This is a genomic window from Streptomyces sp. NPDC045022 (assembly GCF_056432605.1).
In genome coordinates, this window is the sequence record NZ_JBWKIR010000033.1 from 57,635 (window position 1) to 69,869 (window position 12,235).

The 12,235-nt window shown below is 72.0% G+C and carries 9 protein-coding genes; 1 reads left to right on the forward strand and 8 read right to left on the reverse strand.

Annotated elements, in window-relative coordinates; translation table 11 throughout:
• Positions 1-12: 12 nt before the first annotated feature.
• The 4 genes from AC07C1_RS35670 to AC07C1_RS35685 form a co-directional block, all read right to left on the reverse strand.
• Positions 13-2,265: an FUSC family protein gene (locus tag AC07C1_RS35670; RefSeq protein ID WP_478945967.1), complete on the reverse strand. Its 2,253-nt coding sequence runs from the start codon at positions 2,263-2,265 to the stop codon at positions 13-15.
• Positions 2,266-2,409: 144 nt separating this feature from the next.
• Entirely contained in the window at positions 2,410-3,786 is a 1,377-nt protein-coding gene (locus AC07C1_RS35675; protein WP_478945969.1) for an NAD(P)/FAD-dependent oxidoreductase, read from the reverse strand.
• Between the two features lie 220 nt (positions 3,787-4,006).
• The gene (locus tag AC07C1_RS35680; protein WP_478945971.1) at positions 4,007-4,441 is read right to left on the reverse strand and encodes an ATP-binding protein; all 435 of its coding nucleotides are present in this window, start codon (positions 4,439-4,441) and stop codon (positions 4,007-4,009) included.
• 150 nt (positions 4,442-4,591) lie between these two features.
• Positions 4,592-6,487, reverse strand: coding sequence for an AMP-dependent synthetase/ligase (locus AC07C1_RS35685; protein WP_478945973.1), 1,896 nt, complete (start codon positions 6,485-6,487; stop codon positions 4,592-4,594).
• A gap of 151 nt (positions 6,488-6,638) precedes the next feature.
• Between AC07C1_RS35685 and AC07C1_RS35690 the strand changes: the two genes are divergently transcribed.
• Positions 6,639-6,872 (forward strand): DUF6480 family protein, encoded by a 234-nt coding sequence (locus AC07C1_RS35690; protein WP_478945975.1) that lies wholly within the window; start codon positions 6,639-6,641, stop codon positions 6,870-6,872.
• Between the two features lie 9 nt (positions 6,873-6,881).
• On the opposite strand, the gene AC07C1_RS35695 is transcribed toward AC07C1_RS35690, so the two are convergent.
• The 4 genes from AC07C1_RS35695 to AC07C1_RS35710 form a co-directional block, all read right to left on the reverse strand.
• Entirely contained in the window at positions 6,882-7,970 is a 1,089-nt protein-coding gene (locus tag AC07C1_RS35695) for a glutamate--cysteine ligase 2 (protein ID WP_478945976.1), read from the reverse strand.
• A gap of 91 nt (positions 7,971-8,061) precedes the next feature.
• Positions 8,062-10,302 (reverse strand): 1,4-alpha-glucan branching enzyme, encoded by a 2,241-nt coding sequence (glgB, locus tag AC07C1_RS35700; RefSeq protein ID WP_478945978.1) that lies wholly within the window; start codon positions 10,300-10,302, stop codon positions 8,062-8,064.
• A gap of 4 nt (positions 10,303-10,306) precedes the next feature.
• On the reverse strand, positions 10,307-11,671 hold the full coding sequence (locus tag AC07C1_RS35705) for a maltokinase N-terminal cap-like domain-containing protein (protein ID WP_478945980.1): 1,365 nt from the start codon (positions 11,669-11,671) through the stop codon (positions 10,307-10,309).
• 31 nt (positions 11,672-11,702) lie between these two features.
• The coding region (locus AC07C1_RS35710; protein WP_478945981.1) for an alpha-glucosidase C-terminal domain-containing protein at positions 11,703-12,235 on the reverse strand (533 nt) is incomplete at its 5' end.

Sequence of the window (12,235 nt, forward strand, 5' to 3'; positions counted from 1 at the left end):
CGGATCGGAGCGTCACCGCTTCGGCCGCGCCGCACCGCTGGGGATGTCCAGTGGGCGCGCCAGACCGGAGACCGCCTCGTCCAGGCGCTCCAGATGGCGCAGCACCCGGTCGGTCACCCGGCCGTAGCGCGGGGTGCGCAGGGTTCCCGGCTCCAGCATCGAGGCGATGCTGGGGCCGGTCTCGATCCCGGCCGTGGACCGCGGCTCGGTGACGTGCCCGGCGATCGCCTCGATGTTGTGCACGATCCGCCCGCACGCCCCGCGCAGCCGGGGGTCCGCCGCGATCGCCGGGTGCGTCGGCAGCAGCTCGGCCGTCGCCGCGAGCGAACGCGCGTGATACGCACAGGTCTCCAGCAGCGCCACCACGTACCGGGCGGTGTCCCGGCGGGAGCGCAGCGGGGTGATCGGATGGGTCAGCGGCTGGGTGGCCCCCCGCAGGTCGGCCAGCGCCTGGTCCAGGTCGCGCGCCAGTTCCACCAGGTCGGTCCCCGCCCCGCCGCTGAGCTGGTCGACGGCGGCCCGGGTGACGGCGGCGAGCCGGTCCAGGACCCCGACGAGGAGTTCGTTGGTACGGCGGTCGGTGTGGATCGGCAGCACCAGCGCCGCCGCGATCACCCCGCAGGCCGCGCCCAGCGCCGTCTCCTCCACCCGAAGCACCAGCACCGCCGTGCTGTAGGTGTGCAGCAGCGTGTACAGCAGCCCCAGCATCGCCGTGACGAAGAACGACATCAGCGTGTATGACAGCGGCGCCGTGTAGAACATCGCGAAGATGAACAGCAGCACCAGCCCGAATGCCGTCCAGGTGTGGTGCCCGACCAGCCCGGCGAGCCCGATACCGGCCACCACGCCGAGGACCGTGCCCAGCAGCCGCCGGTAGCCCTTCACCAGGATCTCGCCGGTCGACGCGGTGTTGATGAACACGATCCAGCAGGTGAGCACCGCCCAGTACCAGCGCTGACCCGACAGCTGCTCGCCACCGGCGATGGCCAGTGAGGAACCGACGGCCACCTGGACGGCCGCCCGGGTGGTGGGCCGCTTCAGGCCGGCCGGCTCCGGCTCCTTCGGCTCCTCCTCGCTGCTCTCGATGGCGGCGTCCTCGGCGTCCAGCTCCTCCCGGGAGCGGGTCGTCGCCGGGGAGTCGTCGGACTCGTCCTGAGGCCCCTCCAGGGCGGTCCGCAGCCCCAGCACCGCCCGTGCCGCCTCACCGAGGCCCCGGAAGACGTCCTGCACGGCCGGGGCGGCCTTCGGCAGGTTCTCCTCCTCCCGGTAGCCGAGCAGCCGGTTGCGCACCTGCGCCAACGCCGTCCCCGACGCCTCCCCGAGCGGCCGCAGCACCAGCAGGCGCAGTGCCTCCAGGTCCCGGCGCAGCACGGCCGTCGCCTCGTCGCGCTCCGGCAGCTCGCCGCCGTACGCCAGGACAGCGCCGGGCAGGTGCAGGGTGAGGGTGTCCGTCCGCTGCGCGCTGCGCGCCGTGAGCAGCAGCAGTCCGAGCCGCTCGGCGGCGATCTCGGCATCCGCGATCCGGCGCTGCAGCAGCCGTGCCGTCGCCTCGTCGGAGGTGCCGTCCGCCAGCCGGCCCTGGATCATCAGCGCCGTCTCGTGCAGCCGGGCGGTGCGGGTGCGCAGGTCCTCCAGAACCTTGTCCACCGCGTCGGGCCCGGCGTCCAGCAGCTCGACCTGACTGGCGATCAGCTGGCCGAGCCGGGCCCGGAAGGCCCGCCGCAGCCGGTCCAGCGTGCCCGCCGGTGTCTGCGGCAGCAGCACGAAGCGCGCGGTGGCGCTGCAGGCGAACGCCACGGTGATCACGCGGTACAGGCCGGGCAGCGCGGACGTGGTCGCGCCCACGAACAGGGAGAGGAAGTAGACCTGGAAGCCGATCAAACCCAGCGCCGTTCCCCGGTCGCCGTACCGCCGGCCGTAGACGGCGCAGAAGATGAGGACGACGAAGAACAGGTCGCCCACGACGACCCGTTGGTTCAGCAACGCGCCGAGCGACACCGAGGCGAGCGCCACGGGCAGACCGAGCGCGAGGGTGACGGCCTGCCCCGAGCGCTGCTTCTCCCGGATGGCGAAGGTCGCGACCATCGCCGCGATGGCGCCGGCGACCAACTGCGGCACCGGAAGCCGCAGCAGGCCCAGCACTGCAAGAGTGAGGGCGATGGCGGCGACCGTCCGCAGGCCGGCGGTGAGCCGGAGCAGCCCGGGATCGGACGCGGCGAGCCGGTCCCACACGCGTGCCCACTCCGACCGAACCGCTTGCCTCACGCCGACGCGCTCTCTCCCGTGCCAGAAATGGATCTCCGACCCAGCATCGCACGAAGGTCCGTGCCACTGACGTTTCCCGAGCACCGCAGAGGACCGCCGGTCAGATGAGGACTGACCGGCGGTCCCTCGGTGGCCGCCATCACATCAGGGGCTCTCCAGGGCCTTGCCCTCGACCCGGGCCCGGACCTGTTCCGGCGTCAGATACGAGTCGGTGAACTCGAAGTCCTTCAGCCGGGCGGGCTTGCGCGCCTGGAAGCCGGTGCGGACGAAGTCGTCGCCGGCGACCGCGTTCAGCAGCCAGTTGGTCATCACGCGGGTCTTGGCGACGTTGGTGCGCAGCGCCGACCAGTGGTAGCCGCGGGCCACCGCCTGGGCAGGCACCCCGCGCAGCTCGATGCCCAGCGGCTTGGACACGGCGTCCTTGCCGCCGAGGTCGACGACCAGGCCGAGGTCCTTGTGCACGTACGGCTCCATCGGCTGGTTGCGCAGGGTCGCGATGACGTTGTCGGCGACCTTCTTGCCCTGGCGCATGGCGTGCTGCGCGGTGGGCGGGCAGACCGCGCCCTCCTGGCCCTTGGCCTCGTCGGGCACGGCGGCCGCGTCCCCGAGGGCGAACACGCCGTCGTGGCCCGGCAGGCACATCTGCGTGGTGACCGCCAGCCGGCCGCGGACCGTCTCCGCGCCGAGCGTGGCGATCAGCGGGCTGGCGACCACGCCCGCAGTCCAGATGAGGGTGTGCGTCGGCACCACCCGGCCGTCGGTGAAGGTGACCTCCTCCGGTCCGGCCTTGTCGATGGACACGCCCAGCGACACCTCGATGCCCCGCCGCTTCAGGATCTCCTGCGCGCTGCGGCCGAGCTTGTCACCCAGCTCGGGCATCAGCTTGGGTGCGACATCGATCAGGTGCCACTTGATCAGACCCGGGTCCAGCCGCGGGTAGCGCTGTACGGCCGCGTGGGTGAGCCGTTGCAGGCAGGCCGCGGTCTCGGTGCCGGCGTACCCGCCGCCGACGACCACGAACTGCAGCCGCGCGGCCCGCTCGGCCGGGTCGTCGCTGGCGTCGGCGAGGTCGAGCTGCGCGATGACGTGATCGCGGATGTAGGCGGCCTCGGCGAGCGTCTTCATGCCGAAGGCGTGCTCGGTCAGTCCCGGGATGTCGAAGGTGCGGGTCACGCTGCCCGGTGCCAGCACGATGTAGTCGTAGGGTTCGTTGACGATCTTGTCGGTGATGGTGCGGATGACGCACACCTTGGCCTTCAGGTCCACCCCGATCGCACCGCCCGGGATGATCCGGGTGCGGTACTTCTCGCTGCGGCGCAGCGAGATGGCGATCGACTGTGGCGTGAGCACGCCGGAGGCGACCTGGGGCAGCAGTGGCAGATAGAGCTGGTAGGCGAACGGCGTCACCAGGGTGACGTCGGCCTCGCGGGGGGCGAGTTTCCGCTCCAGGCGGCGGACGCACTCGACTCCGGCGAAGCCTGCGCCAACCACCAGGATCCTGGGTCGTGTCACGGTGTTCATCCCTTTCTGCGGCTCCAGGCGGTCCGACTTGACGCCGTTCGCATGCCCGGGATCGCTGCGCGCCAACTTCGATCCCACCGTGGCCCGAGCCGTTCCGCCGGCTGGGTGCGGCAGGCAGACGAACGCGTGGGCACCAGCATGCCCCCACTCCGGGTGGAGTAACCGGTTGTCGCACAGATACACGTCGTACACCTGACGGGCCTGCCCGACCGGCACGCCCTCACCAGGGCAAAAACACGTGTATGTCCTTGCCGTGGTCGTGGACGACCACGCTGACCTGCGTGCAGAGCGTGTGCACCAGATGCCAGCCGATCCCGCCACCGCCCGTCCGCGGGTGGAAGGGCCGCGGCTCCGGCTTGGTCGTGCTCGAGTCGCGCATCGTCACATGCACACCGTCGAAGGTGCGGCGCATCCGCAGGTCGAACGGCCCGGGCGCGTACTGGATCACATTGGCGGCCAGCTCGGTCACGACCAGCAGGATGTCGTCCCAGTACTCGTGCGCGCCCGGCGGCGCGCCCCTGGCCAGCGCGCAGAGGTAGTCCTCCGCGGCGAGCCGCGCCTCCGTGACGTTGCGCAGCTCGCCCGTGAAGGAGAACGTACGCTCGTAGCTCTCCTCCGAGGGCGGTGTGTCGTCCCAACGCGGCTCCGTCGCCATCTCGCATTCCCCGGTCCCGCCGCGAGGGGGTCCCGCGCCCCTCCGGCCAGGATGGTCGTCGTTGCTGATCTCTTTCTGGGTGGCGGGTTCCCACAGCCCGGCAGGCTATCCGCCCGCCCTCGGAGGTGGCTCCGTCCGGGCGCGCATTCCTCAGCGGAAGACGTCGTCCGGTTCCTCCCAGTCGGCCGGCTCCTGCGGTCGCCGGGCCTGGGAGCGGGCCTGGTACATCGCCTCGATCTCGGCGGCATGGTGCCGCACGATGGCGTCCCGGCGCAGTTTCAAGGACGGCGTGAGCAGCCCGTTGTCCGGAGCGAACGGCTCCTGGAGAACCCGGTACACCCTGATGGACTCCGCCCGGGACACGGCGCTGTTGGCCGAGGCCACGGCCCGCGCGAGCTCCTCCCGCAGCGCGTTCTCCTCCCGGGTCTCGCGGCCCGGGAGGTCGCCCTGCAGCGCCAGCGCGCCCCGCCAGTGTGCGAGGAACTCCGGATCCAGGGTGATCAGGGCGCCGACACAGGGCCGGTCGTCGCCGATCACCACCGCCTGGTGGACCAGGGGATGCATCCGCAGCCGCTGCTCCAGCAGGGCCGGGGCCACGCTCTTGCCGCCGCTGGTGACGATGATGTCCTTCTTCCGCCCCGTGATCGCCAGATAGCCCTCGGAGTCCAGCCGTCCGATGTCCCCGGTCGCCAGCCAGCCACCGCGCAGCGTGGCCCGGGTCGCCGCCTCGTCGCTGACGTAGCCCTGGAACACCGACGGCCCGCGCACCAGGATCTCCCCGTCGTCGGCCACCTGGACCTCGGTGCCCGGCAGCGGCCGCCCCACGGTGCCGGACTTCTCCCGGCCGAACGGCTGCATGGTGATCCCGCCGGCGGACTCGGTCAGCCCGTACCCGTCGTGGATGTACACGCCGATGCCCTCGTAGAACAAGGACAGTTCGCGGCTGAGCGCGGAACCGCCGGAGGTGCCGCGCAGGACGCGGCCGCCGAGCGCCGCGCGCAGTCTGCGGTACACCGTCCGCTCGTACAGGGCGTGCTGCAGCCGGAGTTCGATCCCCGGGCCCGCACCGCCGCCCAGCCGGCGGCGTTCCTCGGCCGCGGCGAATTCCCGCGCGGTCTGCGCGGCCCGCTCGAACAGCGCGCCCCGGCCCGCCTGTTCCGCGGCGCGCAGGAAGTTCTTGTACAGCTTCTCGAACACCGACGGCACCCCGTACAGGTACGTCGGCCGGAACGTGGTCAGCGCCGACGCCAGCGCCGCCTGGGTCATCTCCGGCTCGTGTGCCATCAGGATGCCGCCGCGCACACACATCAGCATGATCATGATGCCGTAGACATGGGAGAACGGCAGGAACGCCACGACGGATCCCTGCTCACCCGGCGGTGCCGCGGTGTGGGCCCAGCCGGCCAGCAGCGTGTCGCAGGGATAGGCCAGTCCCCGGTGACTCAGCGCGCAGCCCAGCGGACGGCCGGTGGTGCCGGAGGTGTAGACGACGGCCGCCGTCGAGTCCGGCAGCACGATCCGGCGCAGCGACTCCACGGTGGTGTAGGGCACCGCCGCGCCCCGCTCGACGAGACCACGCAGCGCGCCCGCGTCGAACTGCCAGACGTGCCGCAGCCGGGGCAGCCTGGTGCACACGGTGCCGATGGTCATCGCGCCCTGCTCGTCCTCGACGACCACGGCCACGCAGCCGGCGTCCCGCAGGATCCACTCGACCTGGTCCCGCGCGGAGCTGGGATGGATCGGTACGACCTCGGCGCCCACGGCCCACAGCGCGTGGCTGAGCACCGTCCATTCGTAGCGGGTACGGGCCATCAGAGCCACCCGGTGGCCGGGCGAGATCCCGGCGGCGATCAGCCCCTTGGCCAGGTCGATCACTTCGTCCCGTACCTCGACGGCCGTCACCTCCTCCCACCCGGTGGCGACGGCGTCCGTGCGGCGCGCGAGGAGCGGCAGGGTCGGATTCCGGTCCGCCGTGTCGAAGACGCTGTCGGCGAGGCCGCCGGTGAGCGGCGGGGTAACGGCTGGAGCGAGGGCGACGTCCCGCATGCACTGCTCCCGGTCTGTACGGAGGGTCACTCCGCCGAACGGCTCGGTGTCGGCGGTGCTCGAATGTAGCCCAGGTGAGCGCGTTCGGTGCCGGGAACGTGGAAGTCGTGATCGGCTGATGATGTGGCCGTGTCCTGGGGACTCGGGAGGCATGACTCATGTGAATCCCGATCCGGAGCCGGAACGCACCACGGGGCTGGAGCCCGGAGGCGGGGTCCCGCCCGGCGAGACCCCGCCCGCCGAAAGCAGCATGCCCGAGGCCGGGCCCCGGGAGCCGCACGTCCAGAGCAGAGGGTGGGCCAAGGCGCCGCTGACGCTGATCCTCGTCCTCGTCGCCCTGATCGCCGCCTTCTTCCTGGTGTACGCCCTGGTGCTGATCCTGTGACCGGTTCGCTCAGCCCTGGGTGAGCCGCACGCACGCGGTGACGACGTCCCGCAGGCTGTCCGTGCGCTCCAACAGCCTGCGCTGCTCACGCGCGCCGTTGCCCGTGCGCAGCAGTTCCTCGACGGCCTGCTCGGCGCGGACCGCGTCGCCGCTGTCGGTGAGCGCGTCCGCCGTGTGCTCCAGCAGGGAGCGCAGCACCTCGGAGGCGGGCCTGGGCCGCAGGGTCGCCGGGTCGAGGAGGTTCTCCTCCAGACCGAACCGGGCGGCCTGCCAGTCGGCGAGCCTGAGCAGGCTCACGCTGTGGTCGGGCGCCGGCCGGCCGGCCCGCCAGTCCCGTGCGGCCGTCTCCACGAGGGCGCGGCTGAGCGTCGCGATCAGTACGGCGGTGTCCGCGCACAGGCACACGTCCGCCACCCGGAGCTCCACCGTGGGATAGCGGGCGGACACGCGTGCGTCGAAGTAGGCCATCCCCTCGTCCAGGATGGCGCCGGTGGCGACCATGTCGGCCACCCGCCGGTGGTACTGCTCGGCGGACTCGAACAGCTCGGTCGGGCCGGCCGACGGCCAGCGGTTCCACACCCGGCTGCGGTAGCTCGCGTAACCGGTGTCCTGCCCCTGCCAGAAGGGGGAGTTCGCACTGATCGCGCGGAGCACCGCCAGCCACGGGCGGATCCGGTCGAGGACCGCGACGCCCTCCTCGTCGGACTCCACCGAGACATGGACATGGCAGCCGCACACGAGCTGCTCCCAGGTGGGCACCCCGTACCGCTCGGCCAGCCACCGGTAGCGCTCGTTCATGCTGAGGGAAGGACTGACCGGCAGGGGGGAGGTGGCGAGCGCGGCGACCGCGCAGCCGATCTCCCCGGCGTGGCGGGCCGCCTCCTTGCGGCAGCGGACGATCTCGTCGCCGAGGTCCGCCATGTCCGACTGCGGATGCGTGGCGAACTCCAGCATCTGCCCGAACAGCTCCTTCTCGAACACGTCCTGTCCGGGATCGGCGTGGGCGGCACGGGCGAGTACGGCCGCCGCCAGCGCCTTCGGGTCTCCGCTGTCCGGATCGACCAGAAGGAGTTCCTCCTCCACTCCGACGGTGCGCACGTGGTGCCGCCCTTCTTCCGTGCCACTAGGGGCAGTCGCGGGTCTGTACGACCCCGACTGCCCCTGGTACGGCCGCCGACACCTGCGGTTTTCAGCGCTCCGGTGTCAGCCAGACGGTGGCGAGCGGCGGGAGCGTGAGGTTCAGGAACCCGTCCACCGGCTTGAGGGGACCTTCGGCGCCGACCCCGCCGCCGCCGTAGCGGACGGCGTCCGTGTTCAGCTCCTCCTGCCAGACGGGCACCTCGTCGGGCACCCACAGCCGGTAGTCCTGCCGGACGACGGGGGAGAAGTTCGACACCGCCAGCAGCGGGGACCCCTCGGCGTCGAAGCGCAGGAACGCGAAGACGTTGTCGTCCGCCGCGTCGCACAGCACCCACCGGAAGCCGCCCGGGTCGGTGTCCCGCTGCCACAGCGCCGGCGTCGCCCGGTACCGCTCGTTCAGGTCCCGCACGAGCTGCTGGACACCCCGGTGGTCGCCCGCGGAGTGGTAGTCGTCGCCGAGCAGCCACCACTCCGGGCCGTGTGCCTCGGACCACTCGGCGCCCTGGGCGAACTCCTGCCCCATGAAGAGGAGCTGCTTGCCGGGGTGGGCCCACATGAAGCCGAGATAGGCGCGGTGGTTGGCCCGCCGCTGCCACCAGTCGCCCGGCATCTTCGACACCAGCGCCTGCTTGCCGTGCACCACCTCGTCGTGGGAGATCGGCAGCACGAAGTTCTCGCTGTAGGCGTACACCATCGAGAAGGTCATCTCGTTGTGGTGGTACTTGCGGTGCACCGGCTCCTTCTGGACGTACTCCAGCGAGTCGTGCATCCAGCCCATGTTCCACTTCAGCCCGAAGCCGAGCCCGCCGCTGTCCGTCGGCCGGGTAACCCCGCCCCACGCGGTGGACTCCTCGGCGATGGTGACCACGCCGGGGCAGCGCCGGTACACGGTGGCGTTCATCTCCTGCAGGAAGGCCATCGCGTCCAGGTCCTCCCGCCCGCCGAAGACGTTCGGCTCCCACTGGCCGGAGTCCCGTGAGTAGTCGAGATACAGCATCGAGGCGACGGCGTCCACCCGCAGCCCGTCGATGTGGAACTCCTGGCACCAGTACACCGCGTTGGCGACGAGGAAGTTGCGCACTTCGGTCCGCCCGTAGTCGAACTCGTACGTGCCCCAGTCCGGATGCTCGGCCCGCCGCCAGTCCCCGGGCTCGTACAGCGGATCCCCGTCGAACCGGGCCAGCGCCCAGTCGTCCTTCGGGAAGTGCGCCGGCACCCAGTCCATGATCACGCCGATGCCGGCCCGGTGCAGCGCGTCCACCAGGTACCTGAAGTCGTCCGGCGCGCCGAGCCGGGGCGTCGGCGCGTAGTAGGAGGTGACCTGGTAGCCCCAGGAGCCGCTGAACGGATGCCCGGCGACCGGCATCAGCTCGACGTGCGTGAAGCCCATCTCCTTGACGTACGCGGGCAGTTCGTCCGCCAGCTGACGATACGTCGATCCGGGCCGCCAGGACGGCAGATGCACCTCGTACACCGAGAACGGCGCCTCGTGCACGGGCGTGTCGGCGCGATGCGCCATCCACTGGGCGTCACCCCACTCGTAGTGCGAGGCCGCCACGATCGACGCCGTGTCCGGCGGCACCTCCGTGCGCCGCGCCATCGGGTCGGCCTTGAGGAAGCGGTGGCCGTGGCGGGAGGTGATCTCGAACTTGTACCGGGCGCCCTCGCCGATCCCGGGCAGGAACAGCTCCCACACCCCGGACGCGCCGAGCGAGCGCATCGGGTACTGCGTGCCGTCCCAGTACGTGAACTCCCCGGCCACCCGCACCCCCTGGGCGTTCGGCGCCCACACGGTGAAGCGGGTGCCGGCCACGCCCTGGTGGGTCATCGGCTCGGCGCCGAGCGCCTGCCACAGCTGCTCGTGCCGGCCCTCCCGGATCAGGTGCAGGTCCAGCTCGCCGAGGGCGGGCAGGAAGCGGTACGGGTCGTGCACCTCCTGCTCAGCGTCGTCGTACGCCACCAGCAGCGTGTACGACGGGATGTCGGGGTAGGGGAGGACGGCCGCGAAGAGACCGTCGCCCTCCGACTCGAGCTTGTTGCGCATGCCGTCGACCATGACGCTCACCGCCCGGGCGTTCGGGCGCAGCGCCCGGAACAGGGTGCCGCCCGGAACCGGGTGGGCGCCCAGCAGGGCGTGCGGATCGTGGTGCGCGCCGCCCAGCAGACGGCCGCGGTCGGCGGGGCCGAGCGCGGCGAGAGGGGGGTCCCCCCGGACCAGGTCCGGGGGAGGGGCGGCCGCGGGCGGCTTGGGGCCCGCCGCCTCGGGACGCGTGGTGTCGCGCAGTGCCATGACGTCAGCCTCCCCACACGGCGAGTCGCTTGATCGCCGCCATCGGAACCGGCAGCCAGTCCGGTCGGTGTCTTGCCTCGTACAGCACCTCGTAGACCGCCCTGTCCGTCTCGTGCGCGCGCAGCAGCGCGTGCTTCTTGCGTGGATCCCAACCGGCGCGGGCCGCGTAGCCCGCGCAGAACGCCTCCCGGCAGCGGCGCGCCCATTCGGGTCGCCAGGGGCGGCGCTGCCGGGCCGCGTAGTCGAAGGAGCGCAGCATCCCGGCCACATCCCGCACCGGGGACTGCGGGGCCCGCCGCTCGGCGAGCGGCCGGGACGGTTCGCCCTCGAAGTCGATGACGAACCAGTCGCGGCCGGCCCACAGCACCTGCCCGAGATGCAGATCGCCGTGGATGCGCTGGGCGGGCGGCCCGGTGTCGCACGTGGCGAGCGCCCCGAACGCGGCCCGCAGGCCGGGGACGAAGGGCCGCAGCCCGGCCACGGCGTGCGCGGCGGCGTCCAGCCGCGCGCACATCGCCTCGGCCGTACGGCTGTTCTCGCCCGGTCCCGCCGGCGGGAACGCCTCGGCCAGCGCCACGTGCACCTCGGCCATGGCCCAGCCCAGCTCGTGGGCCTCCGCAGTGAAGTCGTCACCGGCGGCGAGCGCCCGAAGCGCCAGTGTCCAGCCGTCGGTGGCGTCCGGCAGGAACGGCTGCAGCACGCCCAGCGTGGCCGGACGCGGCTCGGTCGTGCCGAACCAGGCCACCGGCGCGGGCACCCGCGTGCAGCCCTGCGCGGCCAGCGCGGCCGACACCTCCAGGTCCGGATTGACACCCGGCTGGATCCGGCGGAAGACCTTCAGGATGTACGCGTCGCCGTACACGATCGACGAGTTCGACTGCTCGGCGTCCAGCAGGCGCGGCGGCAGCCCCCCGGGCAGGTGCGCGGCCGGATCCGCCTCGAAGCGCAGCGGGCCCGCCGCGCCGGGCTGCCGCAGCCGCTCCAGCAGCAGATGGGCCGAGCGCGGGTCGTGCAGCGCGTCGTAGACCGCGAGCCCGGCCAGCGGACCCTCGCTCGCCCGCCCGATGAACGCCCGCTCGAGCCGCGGCGCCAGGTGCTCGCGCAGGCCCAGCAGCAGCTGGTAGCAGTCCCCGGGCGGGGGAGTGCCTCCGGGCGTGGGCACGGGCCCGTGCGAGGCGTGCACCAGCAGGTGCAGGCACCCCGGGAACAGCTCGGTCACGGACAGCACCGACAGATCGGTGACGGGCCGGTCCTTGCCCGCGAACCAGCGTTGCCTCGGCAACCACTCACGCAACAGCGCGCCGAGCGAGACCAGGGGGCCGTCGACGCCGGCGGCGGTTCTCGGTCGGGGAGTGATGGTCTTCGGCATGGTGACGCGTCCTTTCCTCGGCGCCGGGAGGTCAGCGGCGGCGGCCGATGCGGGATGCGACTCGGGTGAGCCGGAACCAGTAGAAGCCGTGGCCTTGCAGAGTCAGCAGGTAGGGCAGTTCGCCGATGGCGGGAAAGCGCACCCCGCCGATCAGCTCGACCGGATGCCGTCCGTCGTAGGCCCGCAGATCGAGTTCGGTGGGCTGTGCGAACCGGGAGAAGTTGTTCACACACAGCACCAGGTCGTCGCCGTACTCGCGGAGGAACGCCAGGACCGCCGGGTTGGAGGACTGCAGTTCCGTGAACGACCCCAGTCCGAAGGCGGGGTTCTGCTTGCGGATCTCGATCATGCGGCGGGTCCAGTGCAGCAGACTGGACGGCGAGGACATGGAGGCCTCGACGTTGGTGACCTGGTAGCCGTAGACCGGGTCCATGATCGTGGGCAGGAACAGGCGTCCCGGATCACAGGTCGAGAAGCCCGCGTTGCGGTCGGGGGTCCACTGCATCGGGGTGCGTACGGCGTCGCGGTCGCCGAGCCAGATGTTGTCGCCCATGCCGATCTCGT

Bases quoted from the DNA above. Each gene is read 5' to 3' on its own strand.
- AC07C1_RS35675 (WP_478945969.1), bottom strand. From the start codon at position 3,786: ATGAACACCGTGACACGACCCAGGATCCTGGTGGTTGGCGCAGGCTTC.
- AC07C1_RS35680 (WP_478945971.1), bottom strand. From the start codon at position 4,441: ATGGCGACGGAGCCGCGTTGGGACGACACACCGCCCTCGGAGGAGAGC.
- AC07C1_RS35685 (WP_478945973.1), bottom strand. From the start codon at position 6,487: ATGCGGGACGTCGCCCTCGCTCCAGCCGTTACCCCGCCGCTCACCGGC.
- AC07C1_RS35690 (WP_478945975.1), top strand. From the start codon at position 6,639: ATGACTCATGTGAATCCCGATCCGGAGCCGGAACGCACCACGGGGCTG.
- glgB (WP_478945978.1), bottom strand. From the start codon at position 10,302: ATGGCACTGCGCGACACCACGCGTCCCGAGGCGGCGGGCCCCAAGCCG.
- AC07C1_RS35705 (WP_478945980.1), bottom strand. From the start codon at position 11,671: ATGCCGAAGACCATCACTCCCCGACCGAGAACCGCCGCCGGCGTCGAC.